This window comes from Sphingomonas sp. (assembly GCF_041661885.1).
Taxonomy (GTDB): domain Bacteria; phylum Pseudomonadota; class Alphaproteobacteria; order Sphingomonadales; family Sphingomonadaceae; genus Sphingomonas.
In genome coordinates this window covers 227,905-250,548 of the sequence record NZ_JBAZTL010000003.1, presented here as the reverse complement: position 1 = coordinate 250,548, position 22,644 = coordinate 227,905, and the positions used below count along the sequence as shown (strand labels likewise).

The window sequence follows — 22,644 nt, the reverse complement described above, 5'->3', positions numbered from 1 at the left end:
GAATTCGTTGAGTGTCTCAAAGCAGTTCATAGCCGGGTTGGAAACCCCGCCACGCGCCGAACGGAACCATTTCCGACGAAGTGAGTTTGTCGCACGATGGGTGGCTTGTTGCCGCCACCGAAACTCTGCTTTCGGATGATGCCCGCTCGCCAACCGGCCAGCACTCCGCTAAGAATCAACCATGAACCGCAGCATCCTGGCGATCACCCTGCTTTTGACCGCTTGCTCGCGGGAAGGCGCGTTCAGCAACGATCCGTCGCTTTATCAGAGCAATACCACGACACTCACCCCAGGCGTGCAAGCCGTGCGCGTCGGCGAAGGTGGCCCGGCGTATCCAGCCTGCGCCAGCTCCGGCGTGGTGGTGAACCTGTCGCCCGAGGGCGAAGCGTATCTTCCGCTGCGCGCCGCCCCCTTTGCCGAGGCGGAGGAAGTCGCCCGGCTTGGCGAGGGTGCGAAACTGTTCCTGTGTCAGCGCTCGCTCGACCAACGCTGGCAGGGCGTCGTGGTCCCGCCTGCGGATTCACCGCAGCTTGATTGCGGCGTCGGCGCAACGCTGGCCAGTGCGCGGGCTTATACAGGGCCTTGCAAATCGGGCTGGGTGTTGAGCGGTTTCGTCCGCCCCGTCGCCGGCTAACCCCGCGCCGCCGAAGCCAGCCGCGCATCATGATCGGCGCGCCCGAACGGAAAGCGCGCGTAGCAAAGCCCCGCCATGCCGTAAAAGGCGAGCTCCAGTATGATAAACACGATCGTCAGCCGGTCGAGCGTCTCGGTCGGCACCATTCCGGGGCGCGCGCCCTGTGGAAATTGCGCAAACGCCAGAATTGCGCTGGCCATGAAGATGCCGAGCCCGCCGACGAGCTTCTGCACGAAAAACCCGCCAGCAAAGAACACGCCTTCCGATCGTTTACCGGTGCGCACTTCGGATTCCTCCACCACATCCGACAGCATCGCCGCCCCCAGGATGAAGGCCGACACAGCGCACGCCGTATTGGCCGCAAAGATCGTCAGCAACACCGGCAGCAGCAGTGGCGAGCCCGGCTCCGGAAACCAGCCCGCCAGCCGCAGCACATAAGGCGCCACCAGCAGCACCGCGCTACCGAACGACGCGATCATGCCGATGCGGGGTTTGTCGCCGCCCTTGGTCAGCGCAGGGGCCAGAAAGAACGCTCCCAGTGCCCCGATCATCAGCGCCAGCGAAAGCCAATTGAAATCGCCGCCCGCAAATTGCCAGACGAACTGATACATATACGTCGACAGCGCGAACGACACGCCTTGCGCTGTATAGGCGAACACGCCTGCCGCCATCAGGATCAAAAAACCCCGATTGCGGACGGTCCGGAGAAAGTCGGCAAAATGCTCGGCCAGCGTCTCCTGCGATTTCGGGATTTGCGGCAGCAGCGGGATTTCGTGGTGCAAGCCAATCGACGACACCACGATCGATACCGCCATCACCACCGCCGCCAGCGTCGCCATACCGGCATAGCCATTGCGGTTGAGGGTCCCCACCGGATGCGTCGCGTCGGGCACCAGGAACACGCCATAAGCCAGCGCTAACATCGCCAACCCGCCGCCCCAGCCGAACAGATAGCGATAGGAGAACATCCGGGTGCGCTCGTCATAGTCCGAACTGAGTTCGGGCCCGAGCGCCGAGGACGGAATCTCGAACGCCGACAAGGCGATCCGCACCAACAGCGCGCTGCCAAACACATAGAAACCGAGCGCGGTCTGTGACCAATGCGGCGGGTTCCACAAGAGCAGCCATCCGACCGCCACCGGCAGCGCCGAGGCGTACATCCACGGATGCCGCCGTCCCCAGCGCCCGCGCGTATGATCCGACAGATAACCGACCAGCGGATCGACAAACGCCTCGACCACCAACGCCGCCATGATCGCCACGCCCACCAGCCCGGCGGGTAGGCCGATCACCTGATTGTAGAACAGCAGCAGGAAGGTCGCGAAGCCGCTGTCCTTCACCCCATAAGCGATCGAACCGAGCCCGAACGACCAGCGGCTACGCGCGCCAAGGCGTCGCGCCGCCGGGATCGCGAGCGGCGTGGTCACGCGGTAAACGCCTCAAGGCTGGAAAAGAGTGATGGCGTTTTCGGGTCCCAACTGTGGCGCGGGCCGATCGTCATGCCACCATCGACGACGATGCGCGTACCGGTAACGAAGGCTGCATCGTCGCTCGCCAGATAGGCGACGGCGGCGGCGATGTCGTCGGCGGTGCCCGCCCGTTGCAAGGGCTGCGCGTGCGCTGCAACCTGTTCGATCATGCCATTGGCCATCACGCGTTTTTCGCCCGAAATGCCGAGTGCCGAGGTGAAGATGTTGGTGGTGATGAAGCCCGGGCACACCGCGTTGACGCGGATGTTATGCTGCGACAAGTCAGCGGCGGCAAGCGTCGTCAAATGCAATACGCCGGCTTTCGCCACCGAATACGCGGTCGGTGCTGCGCCGGTCTGGAGTGCTGCGATCGACGACGTGTTGACGATCGCCCCGCCCTTGCCGCGCGCGGTCATCAGCGGGGCGGCATAGCGGATGCCCATCGCGACCGAGCGCAGCAGCAGGCTTTGCGTGCGATCCCAATCCTCGGGCGAAATCGCGTCGATCGTCTCGCGCGCCCCGCCCGCCCCGGCATTGTTGAACAGCACATCGATGCCCCCGGCATCGTCCGCAGCCTGCAGCAAGGCGGCGATGTCGGCAACCTCGGTCACGTCGGTGCGGAGAAAATGAATGCGCCCGTTGGAGGTTTCGGCGAGGTCCTGCCCACCGGTGACATCGACATCGCCGATCCACACCTCCGCCCCTTCGCGCACCAGCCGCAGCGTGGTGGCGCGTCCGATTCCCGAAGCTCCGCCGGTGACGACGGCGCGCTTGCCCGCAAAACGCATCTCACTCTCCTGTATTTTTTGTCACCTTAGTACGGGCTATGGGCCGGTCAATCCGTGCTGCCGTGGTATTTTTGGAATTTTGGGTTTGGTGCGGCCTTGCGACGATCCCGGCATTTCCCTACCACTGCCGCCAAGCCCCGTTCCGCAATGATGGCGCAGAGAAGAGAGATCATGGCACTCGACCCCGAAACCTTCGACGCGCTGATCGAAACCGTGCGACGCTTCGTCGCGGAGCGGCTCCGGCCGCTCGAGGGCGCGGTCGAGGACGCCGACGCGATCCCCGCCGACATCGTCCACGAAATGCGCGACATGGGCCTGTTCGGCCTGTCGATCGCCGAGGAATATGGTGGCCTTGGCCTGACCATGCTCGAAGAAGCCAAGGTCGCGATCGAGCTTGGCCGCACCACCCCCGCCTTCCGCTCGACCTTTGGCACCAATGTCGGGATCGGCTCGCAAGGGTTGGTGATGGCGGGTAATGCGGCGCAAAAGGATATGTGGCTGCCGCGCATCGCAAGCGGCGAGATCATAACTAGTTTTGCCCTGACCGAGCCCGATGTCGGCTCGGATTCGGGCGCAGTGAAGACGCGAGCGACCTTTGACGGCCAATCCTATCGGCTGAGCGGCACCAAACGCTACATCACCAATGCCGACAAGGCGGATCTGTTCACGGTGATGGCGCGGACCGGCGACGATCCCGGCGCACGCGGCGTGTCGGCGTTTCTGGTGCCGCGCACGCTGGCGGGCGTGAGCATCGGTGAGCCCGAAAAGAAGATGGGGCAAAAGGGCGCGAAGGTCGCCGACGTGCATTTCGACGATGTCGTGGTGCCGGTGGAGAACCGGCTCGGGGCCGAGGGCGAAGGCTTCAAGATCGCGATGCGCGTGCTCGATCGCGGGCGGCTCCACATTTCGGCGGTGTGCGTCGGGGTGGCCGAGCGGTTGATCGCGGATTGCGTGGCCTATGCCACCGAGCGCAAGCAGTTCGGCAAGCCCATCGCCGAGCATCAACTCATCCAGGGCATGATCGCCGACAGCAAGACCGAAGCGCTCGCCGCGCGCGCGCTGGTGCTGGAGACGGCGGCGGCCAAGGATGCGGGCAAGGACGTCGTCATGGAATCGGCGGCGGCAAAATATTATGCGAGCGAGATGGTCGGGCGTGTGGCGGACCGCGCGGTGCAGATCTTCGGCGGGGCGGGTTACATCGCCGATTACGGGATCGAACGGCTGTACCGCGACGTGCGGCTGTTCCGCATTTACGAAGGCACCAGCCAGATCCAGCAACTCATCATCGCGCGCGAAACGATCAAGCGCGGAGGATAAATCAGCAATCACATTCCCCTCCCGCTGTGCGGGAGGGGTTAGGGGAGGGCAGTATTGCGAGCGCCACGCTTGTGGGACGCACTCCCCTCCCCCAGCCCCTCCCGCGCAGCGGGAGGGGAGCCATCAGGAGAAAAAAATGGACACCAATACCCTGTTCCGGCTCGACGGTCGCATTGCCCTCGTCACCGGCGGCTCGCGCGGCATCGGCAAGATGATCGCGACCGGCTTCATCGCCCAAGGCGCGACCGTCTACATCTCGTCGCGCAAGGCCGATGCCTGTTTCGAAACCGCCAACGAACTGGGCGAAAAGTGCATCGCGTTGCCGCAGGACGTGTCCACCGTGGCCGGGTGCAAGGCGCTTGCCGCGCAACTGGCCGAGCATACCGACCGGCTCGACATTCTGGTCAACAATGCGGGCGCCGCCTGGGGCGAGCCGTTCGAGGTGTTCCCCGAAAAAGGCTGGGACAAGGTGATGGACCTCAACGTCAAATCCCCCTTCTTCCTGACTCAGGCGCTGCACGCCCCGCTGAAAACCGCCGCCAGCGCCGGGCGACCCGCCAAGGTCATCAACATCACCTCGATCGACGGCCAGCGGCTCAACCCGTGGGAGACGTACAGTTACCAGGCGTCGAAAGCCGCGCTGATCTACCTTACCAAGCGGATGGCGGCGCGGCTCATTACCGATCACATCAACGTCACCTCGATCGCACCCGGAGCGTTCGCCAGCGAGATGAACAAGGCCGCGCGCGACCACGGTTCCGCGATCGCGCAGAGCATCCCCGCCAAGCGCATCGGCGTCGATGAGGATATGGCGGGTGCCGCGATCTACCTTGCCAGTCGCGCGGGCGATTATGTGGTGGGCGATACCATCACCGTCGATGGCGGGCTGGTCCACGCCGCGCTCGGCACGAGCATCGACGCCTAATCCTTCCCCCGGTGGGAAGAATACATCAGGCCGTTTGGGGGTGGTGGGGTTGCAGGATCATCACCCCGTCCTCCACGCGCCAGGATTTGAGGCGCGAGAGGAAGTTCATCCCCACCACGTTCATGTCGCCAAAGGCGGGCGACACCACCACCGGCAAATCGCGCGCAACGACATTGCCGATGCGCAGTTCCGGCACGGTCGCGGCTTGCGCCGTCACCGTGCCATTGGCGGTCTGCATCATCACCGGCATCAGCGAATCGCTCGGCTCGATCCCCGCTGCGGCGGCGGTGTCGGCTGAAATCGCGGTGACCGTGGCACCGCTGTCGACCAGCATCCGCCGTTCGATCCCGCCGAGCTTCACGCGCACCCAGAAATGCCCGTCCGCCGCCATCGGAACGCGCATCTCCTTGCCCACGACACGCTGCCCGCCAAGATCGAAGCGTTGCGCCACGCGGGCGAAGGTCGGGTCGAGCGGCGCGCGCTCCATCACCAGCAAAGCGACCAGAACCATACATCCAGCGGTCACCACAAAAGCGACAAACCGCCCAACCACCGGCACGCGCCGCGCCAGCACCATCACCGCCACGACGCCGGCGACCAGCAGATAAAGCGGGCCGTGGGGCCCAAGATCAGGAAACGCGTTCACCACCCGAATATAATAGCGGGCGCAGCTTTATGAAGGCTGACTAAGCCATCGCCGCAAGCAGCCGATCAACCGTGGTCGTCGCAAACGCCGTGAAATTGTCGGCCACGCCATAAGGGATCAGCAGATCGCGCCCTTTCGCCAGCACGCCGCAGCTATACACCACATTGGGCACATAGCCGTCGCGCTCGAGCGGGCTTGGTGTCAGAATCGGCGCGGGCGTGCGCGCCAGCAGGCGCGACGGGTCGGCCTTGTCGAGCAGGCAAGCGCCGACACAGTAATTGCGCACCATCCCCACGCCGTGGGTGAACACCAGCCAGCCCTCGTCGATTTCGATCGGCGAGCCGCAATTGCCCATCTGCACAAACTCCCACGGGTAGCGCGGCGAGACGATCTTGCCCCCGCCCGCCCAATGCAGAATGTGGTCGGAGGCATGGAGCCAGATGCTTTCGCTGTCCTGCCGCCCCAGCATCATAAACCGCCCGCCGACGCGCCGCGGGAACAGCGCCATGCCTTTGGCACCTGCTGCATCACCCGTCAGCGAGCGCATCGTGAAGCTGCGAAAATCATCGCTCGACAGCAATTCCGGGCGCGCCGCCGCGCCGCTGAAGGCGGTGTAGGTGCCGTGATACGCGGTTGTGCCATCTTCTTCGGTAAAGTGGACGAGCCGTAAATCCTCAATTCCCTGGCGTTGGCTCGGCAGCACCGGGAACAGCACCGTCTCCGAAATATCGCGGCTGCCGCCACAGTGGAGCATCACCACCCCGCCTGCCTCGACATCCGTACCATCGATAATCGGCGGCACCGCGACCAGGCTTGGCGGATCGATCTTGAGCGCGCCGCCCGGCACCCAACTCCCGGTGCGAAAGGCGACCGAGGAGGCATGCCCCTCCCCGATCCCGCGCAGCGACAGCACGAAACGCACGCCGCCGTCGGGCACATCGGCCTGATCGGGCGCGATAACGGCGCTGGGGTTGAACAAAGCCGCCGCCTCATAGGAGAATTCTTCGCTGAAATACGCGCCGATCAGGCGGCGCTGCCCCTCACAGGCGACAGGCGGCGACGGCAACGCTGCAACCACCTCATCATAGCGCCGCAACAGCATGGCATCGACATCGCGATGACGTTCATCAAGCGAATCGACGATGCGGGCCAATTCAGCGGCGAGAGCATCCCCGCTCAATGTCAGCACGCGATCGACGATCACTTGCGTCCGACTATGCCCTTCTGTTTGAAATGTAACAGGATAATCCAACGAAAATGGTCGTACCACGGTGCGCGACGGATCGGGCCGCAAGATGATGCTACTATGGTCGAGACCGGGTTGAGCATCCGCCATTACATTCCTTTCGTCTGGATCATAGGTTCGCCTTCCGGCCCGCCTGAACGCCCAAGCGAGCCGGACGATCCAATCACCTTCGCCGCGCTGTCCTGTCCTCGCCCCCCCCCACGACAGGAGCGCGCCGCGAAGCCTCGATCACGGGGTAACCGCGCGAACACGCGAATGGGTGCAAGGATATCCAGCAGGCGTGCTACAGTCGAACTGAGGTCAACTTTGACCACCCGAACCGCTTTCGCAAGGAAAGTCCGGGACCGAAAGGGTTCCGATGCAATCTTCATACGATCCTAATGCCGAAATCGGCCTCAATCTCGCGTTGGCGGTGGTTGGTTCTTCCCATGCCCCGGTCCTGCTGCTGGATGGGGATCGCGTGGTCGTCGCCGCCAGCGATGCTTTCTGCCACGCGTTCGAGATCGACCCGACAACGATTGTCGGCATGACGTTCTCCGCCGTCGGGCATGGCGAGTGGGCGATCCCGCAGCTTCAATCGCTCTTGAAGGCGACGGCCTCCGGCTTGGCCGAGGTCAAGAATTACGAATTCGACCTAAAGCGCGAAGGTCGCGAAACCTTATGCCTCGTGCTGAACGCCCACAAGCTGAGCTACGGCGCGGGCACCGAACCGCGACTGTTGCTCGCCATTTCCGACGTGACCGACGCCCGCATCGCCGAAAAAATGACCGACGATCTGGTCCGCGACAAGAGCGTGCTGCTGCAGGAGCTCCAGCACCGCGTCGCCAACAGCTTGCAAATCATCGCCAGCGTATTGTTGCAAAGTGCCCGCAAGGTGCAATCCGAAGAGGTGCGCGGCCACCTGCGTGATGCGCACAGCCGTGTCATGTCGGTCGCCGCGATTCAGCGCCAATTGGCGGTGGCCTCGGTCGATAAGGTCGACATCGGGCCTTATCTCCAACAACTGTGCGAAAGCATCGGCGCGTCGATGATCCACGATCACGACCAAATCTCGATCGAAGTGAGCAGTGCCCGCCAGCAGGTTCAGGCCAACATTTCGGTCAGCTTCGGCCTGGTCGTTACCGAACTCGTCATCAACGCGCTCAAGCACGCTTTTCCGGGCGGACGTCACGGTACAATTGCGGTCGATTATACCCGTAGCGGAGCCGATTGGTCGCTATCGGTCAGTGACGATGGCGTCGGCATGTCGGCGGAGCCGACCGAGGCCAAGGCTGGGCTTGGCACCAATATCGTCCAGGCGCTCGCCAAGCAGTTGGAAGCCATCGTTACCGTATCGGATACGGCCCCCGGAACACGCGTTACCCTCGCGCACCATCCTGCGTCGGTTTCATCAACCAATCCCGCATCGACACCCGTGCCCGCCATTTAAGGCGTGGGGGCCGCCCCGGACGTAGCCGGTATGGCCGGCAATCGCGCGGTGCGATGCTTGCCGTGGAGGCCATCGATCTCGGCCTGACGCCGCTGCAGATAAAAGGCACGCGTCGCCAGATAGGGATCGGTCGGGCCATCGTGCAGCCGATGCAGTTCCTCATCATGCTCGGCACGCCGGTCGACGACACCCAGGATACTTGTTGGTAGCGTGAAGGCCAGCTTGTTGAGGGGCTTGCCCACCGCCAGCGGCAACACAAACCGATCCACTGTATCGCCCACGAAATCGCGCAGCGTGGTCGGCCCGATCAAGGGTAAAAACAGGAACGGCCCCGGCTTGACGCCATAAAAGCCCATCGTATCGGCAAAGCCATTCGGACGGCGCGGCAAATGGACCGGGCGTCGCCTGGCCATGTCGAACACGCCGCCAACCCCCACCGTCGAATTGACCACGAAGCGACCGACCGTTTCCGCCGCCTTGCCGGGCTTGTGCTGCAGCATGAAGTTCAGGAACACCACGGGTTCGCGCAGATTGTACAGGAAATTGCGTATGCCGCTGCGCACGGAGTCCGGCATCGTGCGCTTATACGCCAGCGCAAGCGGGCCGACCAACGCCCGGTCCACGGCTTGCGTAGCGGCGAAGGACTCGCCATTGATGGCCGCGATCGGATCATTGGGTGCGCTGCGCGAGCGCGCGGTAACGACGATGTCTTGCGGTTCCGCGCCGGCTTGCAGCGGTGCAGAAGCCGGGTCGGTTGCCAGGGACAAGCCCGCTGATTCAGCCGGCGGAGCGGGCGCTCGCTGCATAGTGGCAGGCATGGCGGAGGTTGGCGGGAGGATCGCCACCACACTGCCATCCTCGACCGGTGCCCCTGCCCCCAGCATCGCCGCAAACCATATCGGAACGCTCACGAAACCCCTCCCGCCGGGTGCCGAAACGGCATGTGCCAAGACCGACGAGTCTGGCAATCAGGATACCCCCTCTGTCGCAGTTCTTGGGAAGACGCCAATTGTCGTTTCCTAATATACAGTCGACAGGTCGGTCTGGAATATCGTCGGGATCATTATCTCTGTGACGACGCCAGGGATGAAATTCCTCACCTTTCTTTTGAGTAATGTCTGCGCCCGTTGGGCGAGATGGTCAGCCAAACCCGCACAGGGTATCGACCACCTCGGTTCGAACCTGCCGACGTGCTCCTTGCTGCGGACACAAACCTCGCAGCGGTCAGCGGGCGATCCCGCCCGCAGCCAGCACCGCCAGGGTAACGAGCTCGCTCGCGGTCGACGTCATCGGCGCAATCTGTACCGATTTCTCCATGCCGACCAGCATCGGCCCGATCACCGCATCACCGCCCAATTCACGCAACAGCTTGGCCGAAATGTTGGCCGATTGCAGCCCCGGCATGATCAGCACATTGGCCGGGCCCGACAGGCGCGCAAACGGATAATTGGCAAGCTGTTTGGGGTTTAGCGCAACGTCGGGTGCCATTTCGCCTTCATATTCGAAACTGACCTGCCGCTTGTCGAGCACCTTCACCGCCGCGCGGATATCGTCGAGCCAATTGCCTTCGGGGTTGCCAAAGGTCGAATAGCTGAGGAAGGCGACACGCGGCTCATGCCCCATGCGCTTGGCGACCAAGGCGGTCTGCTCGGCGATGTCAGCCAGTTCTTCGGCATTGGGGCGTTCGTTGACGGTCGTATCGGCCATGAACACGGTGTGGCTTTGCCCGACCATCAAATGAATGCCGAACGGCGTCCGCCCCACTTCGGGATCGATCACGCGGCGTATTTCGCGCATCGTATGCGCGTACGTGCGCGTGATGCCGGTGATCATCGCATCGGCTTCGCCCAATTGCAGCATCACCGCGCCGAAGATGTTGCGATCCTGGTTGATCATGCGTTCGCAATCGCGACGCAGATAGCCGCGCCGCTGCAGCCGCTCGTACAGGAAATCGACCATGCGCGGCACCAGCGGCGAATTGCGGCTGTTGTGCAATTCATAGCTGTCGGGATCATTGACGCCGAGCGCGCGCAACCGTTCAGGCACATCGTCGCGGCCGACCAGCACCGGCGTGCCATAGCCGCCATCCTTGAACGCGATTGCCGCACGCAGCACGACTTCTTCTTCACCCTCGGCGAACAATACGCGCTTGGGATGCGCCTTGGCGCCTTCATAAGCCAGCGTCAGCACCGAAGTGGTCGGGTTGAGCCGTGCCTTCAGCGTCTGGCGATATGCCTCCAGATCGAGGATCGGCTTGGTCGCGACGCCCGAATCCATCGCCGCCTTGGCGACGGCAACGGGAACGATCTCCATCAGGCGCGGATCGAACGGCGCGGGGATGATGTAATCGGGGCCAAAGGTGTGGCGCACGCCGTAAGCAACCGCGACTTCCTCGGCGACCTGCTGCCGTGCGAGCGCCGCGAGCGCGCGCGCTGCGGCCAGTTTCATCTCGTCGTTGATCGTCGTCGCGCGCACGTCGAGCGCACCGCGGAAAATGAAGGGGAAGCCGAGCACGTTATTGACCTGGTTCGGATAATCCGAACGCCCGGTCGCGATGATCGCATCGGGTCGCGCCGCCTTGGCCTCGGGCGGGGTGATTTCGGGATCGGGATTGGCCATTGCGAAGATGATCGGCTTGGGGGCCATTTTCATCAGCGCCGAGGCGGGCAGCGCACCCGCAGCGGACAAGCCGACAAATACATCGGCGCCATCGAGCGCCTCGGTCAGCGTGCGCTTGTCGGTGGCGACGGCGTGGGCGGATTGCCATTGGTTGATGTCGGCACGCCCCTGATAGATCACTCCGCCCAGATCGACCATCGTCAACTGGTCGCTCGGCAAACCCATCGCCTTGATGAGTTCGGCACATGCAATCGCCGCTGCGCCCGCGCCGTTCATCACCACCTTGGTGTCCTTGATGTCACGCCCCGTCAGGAACAGCGCGTTGATGAGGCCCGCCGCACAAATGATCGCGGTGCCGTGCTGATCGTCATGGAACACCGGAATGTTCATGCGCTGGCGCAAGGTCTGTTCGATGATGAAGCATTCGGGAGACTTTATGTCTTCCAGGTTGATGCCGCCAAAGCTCGGTTCCATCAACTCGATCGCATCGATCAACCGGTCGGCATCCTCGGTCTTCAGCTCGATATCGATCGCATCGACATCGGCGAAGCGCTTGAACAGCACCGCTTTGCCTTCCATCACCGGCTTGGACGCCAGCGCGCCGAGATTGCCGAGACCAAGGATGGCGGTGCCGTTCGAGATCACCGCGACCAGATTGCCCTTGGCGGTATAATCATAAGCGAGGCTTGGATCCGCGGCGATCGCCAGCACCGGCACCGCGACGCCGGGCGAATACGCCAGCGCCAGGTCGCGCTGCGTCGCCATTGGCTTGGACGCGACGATCTCGATCTTGCCCGGTCGACCTTCCGAATGGAACAGCAATGCCTCACGCTCGGAAAATTGGACGTTCGAGTCTTCGGTCATGCGGGCGGCCTCCTGGATCGGCGTTGTCTTAGAAACAGTTTGGGCGAATGGAAACGCCCCTAGTCGCGGCTACGACCATCGAACGATCGACGCGCCTCGGTGATGCGATCGACATTATGCGCAGCCCACACCCACACCCCGCAAAACGCCTCGGACAACGTAAACCCCAGATCGGTCAACCGATATTCCACCTTGGGCGGGATGACGGGATGGACCGTGCGGATTACCAGGCCGTCGCGCTCCATCTGGCGCAAGGTCTGGGTCAACATCTTCTGGCTGATTCCCTCGGCAAGCTGCGCCAGGCGCGAGAAACGCAGCTCGCCATGTTCGGTCAGCACCTCCAGCACGATCATCGTCCATTTGTCGGCGACGCGGCCGATCACCTCGGTGACCAGCGCCTCGACGCGTGGATCGAGATCTTCAGGATATTGGTGCGAAACGGCCATTGGTTTCCTGTTGGTAAGTACCGCACTTTTACGTGCCTACTTTCCAATGGAAAGCGCAGTTTTTATGCCGCCTGTCAACCAAGCAACGGGAGCAGCAACCATGAACATCAGCGGCAACACCCTCCTTATCACCGGCGGCGGCACCGGCATCGGCCGCGCGCTCGCCGAGCACTTTCACGCGCGCGGCAACCGCGTTATCGTCGCTGGCCGCCGCGCCGAGCCGCTCAAGGCGCTGGCGCGCGACGTACCCGGCATCAGCACTGCCTTGCTCGACGTCTCCGACGCAGCCGACATCGCGCGGTTCGCGGCTACCGTCGCGGCCGACTATCCAACGCTCAATGTCGTGATCCACAATGCCGGGATCATGCGTGCCGAGGACATGACCGTGCAGCCTTATGACCTGAACGACGCCGAAGCGATGATCGCGACCAATTTGCTGGGGCCGATCCGGCTGACTGCCGCCTTGCTGCCGCACCTTCGCAAGCAGCCCAACGCCGCGATCCTCACCGTGTCCTCGGGCTTGGCATTCGTGCCGTTGGTGGCGACGCCGACCTATAGCGCCACCAAGGCGGCGATCCATAGCTGGTCGCAGTCGTTGCGCACGCAACTTGCCGATACGGGAATCGATGTGATCGAAATCGCGCCCCCCGCCGTCGCGACCGATTTGATGCCGGGCCATGCCGAAAACCCCAATTCGATGCCGCTCGACGCCTATATCGCCGAGACAATGGCGCTGCTGGAGGCCAATCCGCATGGGCCCGAGAACACGGTGGCGCGCGTCAAATTCCTGCGCGATGCCGAGCGTGAGGGGCGGTATGACGCGGTCTTTACCGCGCTCAACCAGCAACACTGACGCGGCGGTTTCCTTTCGGCAGGGCGGGCGGTATCAGACGGCGATGGCGCCAGCACCGACCCCCGCTCCCACCCCGATGATGGCGCAGTATTTCGCGCTCAAGGCCGAGGCGGCGGATTGCCTGCTGTTCTACCGCATGGGCGATTTCTTCGAATTGTTCTTCGACGATGCGAAGGTTGCCGCCGCCTGTCTCGACATCGCGCTGACCACGCGCGGCGAGCATCACGGCGTGCCGATCCCCATGTGCGGCGTGCCAGCCCATGCTGCCGATGCCTATCTAGCGCGGCTCATCAAGGCCGGGCACCGCGTCGCCATTGCCGAGCAGACCGAGAGCCCCGCCGAAGCCAAGAAGCGCGCGGGCAAGACATTGGTGTCGCGCGCAATCGTCCGCGTGGTCACGGCGGGCACGCTGACCGAGGAGGCGCTGCTCGACGCGCGCACCGCCAATTGGTGCGTGGCGATCGGCGAAGCGGGCGGCGCGATCGCGATTGCCGCCGCCGATATTTCGACCGGGCGGTTCGAGCTGATCGCCTGCGATGCCGCCGGATTGAGCGCCGAACTCGCCCGCCTCGCCCCGGCGGAAACCATCGCCTCCGAAGCGAGCGGCTTTGCCGAAATGGCGACGATGCTGCGCCCGCGCGGCGAGTTTGACAGCGCGCGCGGCGAGACGCGGCTGAAGGACCTCTATGCCGTCGCGACGCTCGACGGTTTTGGCCAGTTCGACCGTGCAGCCTTGTCGGCGGCGGGCGGGCTCGTCGCCTATCTCGATCACACCGCCAAGGGCGCAATGCCCTTCCTGCGCCCGCCACGCCTGGGACAGAGCGCGCAGCATATGGCGATCGACGCTGCCACCCGCGAGAGCCTGGAACTGACCCAGACGACGAGCGGCGCGCGCAAGGGCAGCTTGCTCGACGCGATCGACCGCACGGTAACGGCGGCAGGCGCACGCCTGCTCGCCGCCGATCTCGGCGCGCCGCTGATGGAACGCAGCCGGATCGAGGCGCGCTACGATCTGGTCACGCTGCTCGCCGAGGATAGCGGCTTGCGTGAATCGCTGCGCGGCACGCTGCGCAGCATGGCCGATATCGGGCGCGCACTCGGGCGGTTGGCGGCGGGGCGCGGTTCGCCGCGTGATCTCGGCCAATTGCGCGACGGGCTCGATGGCGCATGGCGGCTGGGCGAGCGGCTCGACCGGATCGATCAACCGCCCGCGCTGCTGAAGGACCTTGCTCCGCGCCTGCGCGGGCATGGCGCGCTGATCGATCTATTGTCGCGCGCGCTCGTCCCCTCCCCGCCAATCGATGCCTCGGATGGCGGCTATATCGCTGCGGGCTATGACGCCGCGCTCGACGACCTGCGCGATGCGGGCGCGGGCGGCAGGCGCGCGATCGCAGCGCTTGAGGCCGACTATCGCACACGCACCGGCGTCGCCCAGCTCAAGATCCGCCACAATGGCGTGCTCGGCTATCATATCGAGGTGCCCGCACGCGCGGCGGACGGGTTGATGAAACCCGAGAGCGGCTTCATCCACCGCCAGACGATGGCGGGCGCGGTGCGCTTCAATGCGCCCGAACTGCACGAAGTCGCCGCCAAGGTAACGCAGGCGGGCGCACACGCATTGGCCGCCGAGGCGGCGCATCTCGAAGACCTCATTGCCGCCGCGCTCGACCGGCGCGAGGCGGTGGCGGCGACGGCGGATGCGCTGGCGCGGCTCGATGTCGCGGCCAGCCATGCCGAGCGCGCAGCGGAGGGTGATTGGGCGCGGCCCGAGCTGATCGAACACGCCGGTTTCGACATCATCGGTGGGCGGCACCCGGTGGTCGAGGATGCGCTGGCCAAGCGCGGCGAACGCTTCGTCGCCAATGATTGCCGCTTGTCGGAAGACTCGCGGCTATGGCTCGTTACCGGCCCCAATATGGGCGGTAAATCGACCTTCCTGCGCCAGAACGCCGCCATTGCCGTGCTGACGCAAGCGGGTAGCTATGTACCCGCGACATCAGCAACACTAGGGCTGGTCGACCGGTTGTTCAGCCGCGTCGGCGCGTCGGACAATCTCGCACGCGGTCGCTCGACCTTCATGGTCGAAATGGTCGAAACCGCCGCGATTTTGGCGCAAGCGACGCCGCGCAGCTTCGTCATCCTCGACGAGGTCGGGCGCGGCACCTCGACCTATGACGGGCTCGCGATTGCGTGGGCGGTGGTCGAGGCGATCCATGACGATAATCGCTGCCGCTGCCTGTTCGCCACACATTATCACGAACTGACTCGGCTCGCCGAACGCTGTGACGCGCTCACCCTCCACCATGTCCGCGCGCGCGAATGGAAGGGCGAGCTGGTGTTGCTGCACGAAGTGTCCGAAGGCCCGGCCGATCGCAGCTATGGCCTCGCGGTCGCGCGGCTCGCGGGGCTACCGCCTGCGACGATCGCGCGCGCCAAGGCGGTGCTCGCCAAGCTGGAAGCGGGCCGCGCCAAGACCGGCGGGCTGGCCGCCGGGCTGGACGATCTCCCCCTCTTCGCCGCCGCGATAGAGGTCGAGGAAGAGCCAGCCGACACGATCCGCGCCGAAGTGGAGACGCTCGATGTCGACGCGCTCACCCCGCGCGAGGCGCTGGAAACACTCTACCGGCTGAAGGCGCTGGCGCGAGCGTAAAACTACGCCCGTGCGATCACCGTATAGGTCATCTCCCGCCGCGTTTCGAAACCGAGCGCGCGGTACAGCGCCACCGCCGGATTGTCGGGATAGCTGTGGAGGAACACCCCCTCGCCACCCGCGATCAGCGGCGCGATCACCGCTTCCATCAACACGCGGGCGAAACCCTGCCCGCGAAAATCGGGGTGGGTGCAGACCGCGCTAATTTCGCTGAAACCGGGCACCTTCATCCGCTCGCCCGCCATCGCGACCAGCCGCCCGCCACGTCGCACGCCGACATACCCGCCTTGAAGATGCGTCGCCGCGAAAAACGGCCCCGGTGCGGTCAGCGTTGCCAGCGCCAGCATCTCGGGCGCATCGCCGTCGCCCAAGCGCACAATCTCGATGGCGCGCGCCGCACGGTGCAGCCGCGTCGCGACCATCTGGTTGATCCACCGTTCGGAAACGACCGTCGTACCAGGCAGCGGCACAGCCGGCCCCGCGCCGATCAGGCCGAGCGTTCCCTCTTCGGGAATGAGCGCGGCCAAAGCCGCCAGCGCCTCGGGCGAATCATCGGCAGCATCACCAAACAGATTGACATCGGGCCGGAACCGCAGCGCGCGGGCATCGCCGGTCGCGAGCGCAGCCTGGCGGCCAGTGAGACTGTGCCAGACCGGGCGGTCGAGCGGCGTAAACGACATATTGGTCATCGGTCCCTTACACACAGAAACAACGCGTGGCGCATCCCGCCAATTGCCGCCAAACCACGCTGTCGTCATTGCCTGCCCATGTGCATCATCGCGCAATGGCGCGACAAGGCTCAGGCGCGGCCTCCCCACTCCCGGCGCATCGCGCGTGGACGCGGATCGCACGACCCCCTATCTGGAGCGGATGCCACCACGCTTTGAATCCCTGCCGCAACGTCGTTCGATCATCGATCGGCGTACCGTCGCCGATGCGCTCGCCGCGTTGGAGGGGGATCGCAATGCGCTGCGCAACGCCGCCACCGGGCTGCTCAAACACGCGCTCGACGCCGGGCGTACCGAGATCGGGCGACGGCTGATCGAATATCCCTCGCGCGGGCTCGAAGCAGCGGCGGGCCAAGCCTTCCTGATCGACCAATTGTTGCGCCTGTTGTACGATTTCACGGTCCAACGGCTGTATCCGGCCAGCAACCCGACGGCGGCAGAGCGCATCACGATCATCGCGGTTGGCGGCTATGGACGCGGCGAGATGGCCCCTTATTCGGACGTCGATGTCGGCTTCCTTACCCCGGGCAAACAACCACCCTGGGCCGAGCAAGTGATTGAAACGATGCTCTATGCCTTGTGGGATCTCGGCCTCAAAGTCGGTCACAGCAGCCGCTCGCTCGACGAGATGGTGCGTCAGGCGAAGAGCGACGTAACGATCCGCACTGCTTTGCTCGAGGCGCGCTATGTGTGGGGCGACCAGGCGCTGTATGACGAGGCCGCGCGCCGCTTCAAGGCCGAGGTGCAGGCCGACACCGCGCGCCAGTTCATCGCCGACAAGCTCGCCGAGCGCGACGTGCGCCACCACAAGATGGGCGACACGCGCTATGTCGTCGAACCCAATGTGAAGGAGGCGAAAGGCGGCCTGCGCGATCTGCACACGCTCTTTTGGATCGGCAAATACGCCTATAACGTCACCGAACCGGCGGAATTGGTCGAAGCGGGGCTGCTCAGCCGCGACGAATATCGCCAGTTCCACCGCGCCGAGAATTTTCTGTGGGCGGTGCGCTGCCACCTCCACGCCATTTCGGGGCGCGCCGAGGACCGGCTGACCTTCGATTTGCAGCGCGAGATTGCCGAGCGGATGCGCTTTGCCGACCGCCCCGGCAAATCCAAGGTCGAGCGCTTCATGCAGTATTACTTCCTGCAAGCACGTACCGCGGGCGATTTGACGGGCGTGTTCCTGGCGCATCTCGACGAGAAATTTGCGGCACGCGGGCGACGCTTTGGCTTGCCGGTACTGCGGCGCTCGCCGCGCAAGTTGAACGGCTTCACCGTCATTCGTGGTCGGCTGGCCATCCCCAATGACGCCTTTCTTGCCGAAAAACCCGTGCGGCTGATCGAGCTGTTCGCGCTCGCCGACAAGCACGGGCTGGAAATCCACCCGCTCGCCATGCGCGCCGCTGCACGCGACGCGAAGCTCGCCGACGACATCCGGCAGGACCCGACCGCCAATGCGCTGTTCCTCGATGTGCTTACCTCGCCGCGCGACCCGGAAACGGTGCTGCGCTGGATGAACGAAGCGGGCGTGTTTGGCCGGTTCGTGCCCGATTTTGGCCGTGTCGTCGCGCAGATGCAGTTCGACATGTACCACCATTATACGGTGGACGAGCACACCATTCGCGCGATCGGGCTGCTCAGCCGGATTGAACATGGCGAACTCGATGCCGACCATCCGTTGTGCGCGGCAGTGCTCAAGCAGATCGTCTCGCGCCGCGCGCTGTACGTCGCGGTGCTGCTGCATGACATCGCCAAGGGGCGCGGCGGCGATCATTCGGTGCTGGGTGCCGAAGTCGCGCACCGATTGTGCCCGCGTCTCGGGCTGAGCCCGGCGGAGACCGAAACCGTCGCCTGGCTGGTGCGCTATCACCTGCTGATGTCGGCGACTGCGTTCAAGCGCGACCTGTCGGACTTCAAGACCATCCTCGATTTCGCCGAAGCCGTGCAAAGCCCCGAGCGGCTGCGGCTGCTGCTGGCGCTGACGGTGGTGGACATCCGCGCGGTCGGCCCCGGCGTGTGGAACGGGTGGAAGCGGCAATTGCTGTCCGACCTGTATGAATCCGCCGAAGAAGTGCTGCGGCTGGGCCACAAGCAAAAAGGCCGCGGCGAGCGTATCGCCGCCAAGCAGGAGGCGTTACAGGCGCTGCTCGGCTGGGATACGGGGCACTTCGAACGGCTCGTTCGCCGCTTGCCCGAACCCTATTGGGTGGCCGAACCCGAGGACGTGATCGCACGCAACGCGCGGCTGATCGCCGAAGCGGGTGACGCACAACTCTCGATCAGCGCGCAAGTCTATCCCGAGCGCGGCGCGACGCTGGTCACGGTCTACGCCGCCGATCATCCGGGGCTGTTCTACCGCATTGCCGGCGCGATCAGCGTGGCTGGCGGCAACATCATCGATGCGCGCATCCACACCACGCGCGACGGCATGGCGCTCGACAATTTCCTGGTGCAGGACCCGTTTGGTCGCCCGTTCGACGAGAGCGCGCAGCTCGCGCGGCTGAAACAGGCAATCGAGGACGCCCTTGCCAATCGCGGCAAGATGATCGACCGGCTGATGGCCAAGCCGCTGTCGCGCCCGCGCGCGGAAGCGTTCGCGATTGCCCCCAATGTGCTGATCGACAACAAGGCGTCGAACCGCTTTACCGTGATCGAAATCAACGCGCGTGACCGACCGGCCTTATTGCATCAACTGGCGCACGCGCTGTTCCAGTCCAAGGTCACGATCCATTCGGCGCATGTCGCAACCTATGGCGAGCGCGCGGTCGATACCTTCTATCTGACCGACCTGACCGGCGACAAAATCGCTGCGGCAAGCCGGTTGAAGACGATCGAGCGACGACTGCTCGGCGCGGCGGCGGGCGAACGCATGGCGGACGCAGCCTGACCCTGCGGGCAACGCCCGCGCACCGCCAGGTCAAACCCGGGCGTAAACCTCGCGCGCCGCGCTCGCATTTGGTCGATGATCGCGTGTCGTTGAGGTAGCGGGGCGGGCCGCCCGAACAGCCGTTGTTCCAAGAACCAGCGCATCCTCACCGGTCTTGAACCGGCTGGCACTGCGATTGAGGCCATCGGCTTCGGTGGCGAGGTTGCGCGCCGCGGCGGACGTTTCCTCCACCATCGCCGCATTCTGCTGGGTCGCGCGATCGATGTCGTTGACCGCCCCGGCAATCTCCTTGATCGTCGATGCCTGCGTGCGGTTGTCGGTCGCCATGCGCGATACCAGCAGCAGCACCTGCTCGACGCTGCCCGAAATGCCGGCGAGCGCGCCGTCAACATCCCGCACCGCGCCGACGGCAGCGCCGATATCCTCTTGCGTAGAGGTCAATTGCCCCCGCGCACGCTTCGCTTCTTCTTCCGAGCGCATCGCCAGTGCCGAGACAAGATCCGCGACCACTGCGAACCCGCGCCCCGCATCACCAGCGCGCCCCGCCTCCACCGCCGCGTTCATCGCCAGCACGCGCGTCTGGAACGCGATCTTGTCGAGCCCTTCGATCACGCTGTCGATGCCCTTGGCGCTTTCCGACACGCGGCCCATTGCCGCCATCGCATTCTCGGCGATGTTGCGGCCGGCGACCACGGTCGAAACGGCCTGCTCGGTCTGTTCGACGGTCTGGCCCGCCGATTCTGCGGTGTGAACGAGCGTCCCTTCCATCTGCGACAAGGACGCGGACGCCTGCTCCAGGCTGGCAGCATTGCCCTCGGTACGCCGTGCGAGATCGTCGGCGGCGCGCGCAATTTCGTCCGATCCGGTGCGGATGCCGTGGCAAGCTTCGGTCACCGACGCCATCAATTCGCAAAGATCGCCGAGCGCGCTATTATAATTACCCTTAAGCTCCTGATAATTAGTCGGGAAGGTCTGCTGAATCTGCGCAGTCAGATCGCCATCCGACATCGCCTTGAGATGGCGCGAGAGCGTGCTGACCACGGCGTGTTGCGCCGCATCCTCCTCGGCCTTGATGCGATCCGCCTCCGCTTTGTCTTTGGCGACGTCACGAAAAGTGCCGAGCGCACGCGCCATGTCGCCCAGCTCATCGGAGCGGGCCAGGCCTGGGATGTCGGTAGCGGTATCGCCTGCCTGAAGCCCCTCCATGCGCACCGTAAGCGCATTGAGCGGCTGCGTGATCGAGCGACCGAGAAACCATCCGAGCGCCGCCATCCCTACAATTCCGCACAGTGCCAGGCCGACCAGCAACGCCGCTTCGCGCCAAATCGCCGCCCAAATGTCGGTCTGATAGGCGCCCGTGCCAATCACCCAGCCCCACGGCGCGAATTTCTTCACGAAGGAGACTTTGGGCTGCGGTGTATCGGATCCCGGCTTGGGCCAGCGATAGGCGACAAAGTCCCCGTCGGGGTTGCGCTCCGCCGCCTTCACGAACTCGACGAAGGGAAAGCGACCGTCGGGGTCAGCGGTCTGGCGAAGATCCTTGCCATCAAGCTCCGGCTTGGCCGGATGCATGATCATGCGCGGCAGCAGATCGTTCACCCAGAAATACTCTTTGCCGTCATAGTGCATCCGCTTCAGCGTCGAGAGCGCCGCTGCCTGCGCCTGACCTCGCGTCAGGTGCCCAACGGCCTCTTCCGCCTGATAATGTTCAACGACGCCATAAGCGGTTTCCAGCGTTGCACGCGTCTGCATTGTGCCATCGTGCAGCATCACATTACCCAGCCGCAGCAGCGCCATAGCGAGCCCGATGGTCATCGCGCACAAGGCCGCGAGCGTGAGCAGATTCAGCCGCCTCCCAATATTCAAACGCATCGCGTGGTCCTTCTTGCCTTCGCTCATTATAGGAGGCAGCAAGGTTTCGCGGACCAAAAGCCTGTGGATTGATTGGATATTTCGAGCGTGGCCGAAACGGTTGTTTGCAAGACCGATCGGCGCAACGGCTGAAAACCGTGCCTCCTTCTCCGAAGGGGCTACTCCAAATAGTTGCTTTCCCGCCGCGCATCGCGTGATACACTCGACCGTGCCTTGCCCGCGCGCTGCGTAACGATCCCGCAGGAGGATATGATGCCCGTACTCGGAATTGGCGGCCTGTTCTTTCGCAGCTCCAACCCCGACGCGCTTTCGACATGGTATCGCGAACAGCTCGGCATCGGCGCGGGATGCGTATCGGTCGAGGGCGCAGCGGAAGATCCGTGGGCGTGGCAGGCTCAAGGCGGGCCGGTGGTGTTCGCGCCGTTCGCCGCCGACACCGATTATTTTCCAGCGGACCGGCAATTCATGCTCAATTTGCGCGTGCAGGATCTCGACGGGCTGATCGCGCGACTCAGCGCAGCGGGAATCGCCATTATCACCAAGCCCGAATGGGACGATCCCGCGACGGGTCGCTTCGCCCGAATCCATGATCCGGAGGGCAATCCGATCGAATTGTGGGAAGCGCCCGCCGCCTGACCGCAAGCGCCGGGCAAGCCCCGCCCGCGCTTATTTGGGGGCAAGCACCATCAGCATCTGGCGACCTTCCATGCGCGGATAGGCTTCGACCTTGGCGGTTTCCGCCACGTCGGCCTGCACGCGCTGGAGCAAGATCATGCCAAGCTGGCCGTGGCTCAACTCACGACCACGGAAGCGTAGCGTGATCTTGACCTTGTCGCCTTCGTCGATGAACTCGAGCACCTTTTTCATCTTGGTGTCGTAATCGTGGTCATCGATATTGGGACGCATCTTGATCTCTTTGATCTCCTGCGTCTTTTGCGACTTGCGTGCGAGGTTCGCTTTCTTCTGCGCCTCGTACTTGAACTTGCCGACATCAAGGAACTTGGCGACGGGCGGATCAGCGTTGGGCGACACCTCGACCAGGTCCAAACCGACCTCGCGCGCCTGCTCCATCGCCTCGCGCGTGTACATCACGCCAAGATTTTCGCCATCCTGATCGATCACGCGGACCTTGGACGACACAATGAATTCGTTGAAGCGAGGGCCGTTCATTGGCGGCGCCTGCCGGGTCATGGGAGGACGGATAGGTGTAGCTCCTGTCGTTGTTGATGGATTGATATAGGGGATTTTCGGGCAAAACGAAAGGTGCAGCG

General features: G+C 64.1%; 18 protein-coding genes. 8 read left to right on the top strand and 10 right to left on the bottom strand.

What is annotated here, in order from left to right:
- Positions 1–181 precede the first annotated feature (181 nt).
- A complete protein-coding gene (locus tag WC704_RS07615) occupies positions 182–634 on the top strand; it encodes a hypothetical protein (protein ID WP_372889313.1) in 453 nt (150 codons plus the stop codon).
- On the opposite strand, the gene WC704_RS07610 is transcribed toward WC704_RS07615, so the two are convergent.
- Positions 631–2,061 carry an MFS transporter gene (locus tag WC704_RS07610; protein WP_372889312.1) on the bottom strand — a complete coding sequence of 477 codons (1,431 nt, stop codon included), beginning with the start codon at positions 2,059–2,061 and terminating at the stop codon, positions 631–633. The two genes, WC704_RS07615 and WC704_RS07610, sit on opposite strands and share 4 nt — an antisense overlap.
- The gene (locus tag WC704_RS07605; RefSeq protein ID WP_372889311.1) at positions 2,058–2,891 is read right to left on the bottom strand and encodes an SDR family NAD(P)-dependent oxidoreductase; all 834 of its coding nucleotides are present in this window, start codon (positions 2,889–2,891) and stop codon (positions 2,058–2,060) included. Before WC704_RS07605 ends, WC704_RS07610 begins: the two co-directional genes overlap by 4 nt.
- Positions 2,892–3,062: 171 nt before the next feature.
- Between WC704_RS07605 and WC704_RS07600 the strand changes: the two genes are divergently transcribed.
- Complete coding sequence (locus WC704_RS07600; protein ID WP_372889310.1) at positions 3,063–4,208, top strand: acyl-CoA dehydrogenase family protein; 1,146 nt, start codon at positions 3,063–3,065, stop codon at positions 4,206–4,208.
- 136 nt (positions 4,209–4,344) lie between these two features.
- The gene (locus tag WC704_RS07595) at positions 4,345–5,133 is read left to right on the top strand and encodes an SDR family oxidoreductase (protein ID WP_372889309.1); all 789 of its coding nucleotides are present in this window, start codon (positions 4,345–4,347) and stop codon (positions 5,131–5,133) included.
- 25 nt (positions 5,134–5,158) lie between these two features.
- Here the strand turns inward: WC704_RS07595 and WC704_RS07590 are convergent, their stop codons facing one another.
- Positions 5,159–5,779: a TIGR02281 family clan AA aspartic protease gene (locus tag WC704_RS07590; protein ID WP_372889308.1), complete on the bottom strand. Its 621-nt coding sequence runs from the start codon at positions 5,777–5,779 to the stop codon at positions 5,159–5,161.
- Between the two features lie 40 nt (positions 5,780–5,819).
- Positions 5,820–7,115 (bottom strand): glycoside hydrolase family 130 protein, encoded by a 1,296-nt coding sequence (locus WC704_RS07585; protein WP_372889307.1) that lies wholly within the window; start codon positions 7,113–7,115, stop codon positions 5,820–5,822.
- A 268-nt stretch (positions 7,116–7,383) separates the two neighbouring features.
- Between WC704_RS07585 and WC704_RS07580 the strand changes: the two genes are divergently transcribed.
- A complete protein-coding gene (locus tag WC704_RS07580) occupies positions 7,384–8,454 on the top strand; it encodes a sensor histidine kinase (RefSeq protein WP_372889306.1) in 1,071 nt (356 codons plus the stop codon).
- Here WC704_RS07580 and WC704_RS07575 read toward each other — a convergent pair.
- The 3 genes from WC704_RS07575 to WC704_RS07565 form a co-directional block, all read right to left on the bottom strand.
- The gene (locus tag WC704_RS07575; protein WP_372889305.1) at positions 8,451–9,365 is read right to left on the bottom strand and encodes a VacJ family lipoprotein; all 915 of its coding nucleotides are present in this window, start codon (positions 9,363–9,365) and stop codon (positions 8,451–8,453) included. The genes WC704_RS07580 and WC704_RS07575 overlap by 4 nt on opposite strands.
- Before the next feature lie 313 nt (positions 9,366–9,678).
- Positions 9,679–11,937: an NADP-dependent malic enzyme gene (locus tag WC704_RS07570; RefSeq protein ID WP_372889304.1), complete on the bottom strand. Its 2,259-nt coding sequence runs from the start codon at positions 11,935–11,937 to the stop codon at positions 9,679–9,681.
- Positions 11,938–11,996: 59 nt separating this feature from the next.
- Positions 11,997–12,383: a winged helix-turn-helix transcriptional regulator gene (locus WC704_RS07565; protein WP_372889303.1), complete on the bottom strand. Its 387-nt coding sequence runs from the start codon at positions 12,381–12,383 to the stop codon at positions 11,997–11,999.
- A gap of 100 nt (positions 12,384–12,483) precedes the next feature.
- On the opposite strand from WC704_RS07565, the gene WC704_RS07560 reads away from it, so the two are divergent.
- On the top strand, positions 12,484–13,236 hold the full coding sequence (locus WC704_RS07560; RefSeq protein ID WP_372889302.1) for an SDR family oxidoreductase: 753 nt from the start codon (positions 12,484–12,486) through the stop codon (positions 13,234–13,236).
- Positions 13,237–13,312: 76 nt separating this feature from the next.
- The gene (gene mutS / locus WC704_RS07555; protein ID WP_372889549.1) at positions 13,313–15,886 is read left to right on the top strand and encodes a DNA mismatch repair protein MutS; all 2,574 of its coding nucleotides are present in this window, start codon (positions 13,313–13,315) and stop codon (positions 15,884–15,886) included.
- A gap of 2 nt (positions 15,887–15,888) precedes the next feature.
- Here mutS and WC704_RS07550 read toward each other — a convergent pair whose 3' ends face one another.
- Positions 15,889–16,575, bottom strand: a complete 687-nt coding sequence (locus tag WC704_RS07550; RefSeq protein WP_372889301.1) for a GNAT family N-acetyltransferase — start codon at positions 16,573–16,575, stop codon at positions 15,889–15,891.
- Positions 16,576–16,756: 181 nt separating this feature from the next.
- Between WC704_RS07550 and WC704_RS07545 the strand changes: the two genes are divergently transcribed.
- Positions 16,757–19,501 (top strand): [protein-PII] uridylyltransferase, encoded by a 2,745-nt coding sequence (locus tag WC704_RS07545; RefSeq protein ID WP_372889548.1) that lies wholly within the window; start codon positions 16,757–16,759, stop codon positions 19,499–19,501.
- A 30-nt stretch (positions 19,502–19,531) separates the two neighbouring features.
- Here the strand turns inward: WC704_RS07545 and WC704_RS07540 are convergent, their stop codons facing one another.
- Positions 19,532–21,373 (bottom strand): cache domain-containing protein, encoded by a 1,842-nt coding sequence (locus WC704_RS07540; protein ID WP_372889300.1) that lies wholly within the window; start codon positions 21,371–21,373, stop codon positions 19,532–19,534.
- A 252-nt stretch (positions 21,374–21,625) separates the two neighbouring features.
- On the opposite strand from WC704_RS07540, the gene WC704_RS07535 reads away from it, so the two are divergent.
- On the top strand, positions 21,626–22,009 hold the full coding sequence (locus WC704_RS07535; protein WP_372889299.1) for a VOC family protein: 384 nt from the start codon (positions 21,626–21,628) through the stop codon (positions 22,007–22,009).
- A gap of 30 nt (positions 22,010–22,039) precedes the next feature.
- Here the strand turns inward: WC704_RS07535 and infC are convergent, their stop codons facing one another.
- Positions 22,040–22,543, bottom strand: a complete 504-nt coding sequence (gene infC, locus WC704_RS07530) for a translation initiation factor IF-3 (protein ID WP_231565245.1) — start codon at positions 22,541–22,543, stop codon at positions 22,040–22,042.
- Between the last annotated feature and the right edge of the window lie 101 nt (positions 22,544–22,644).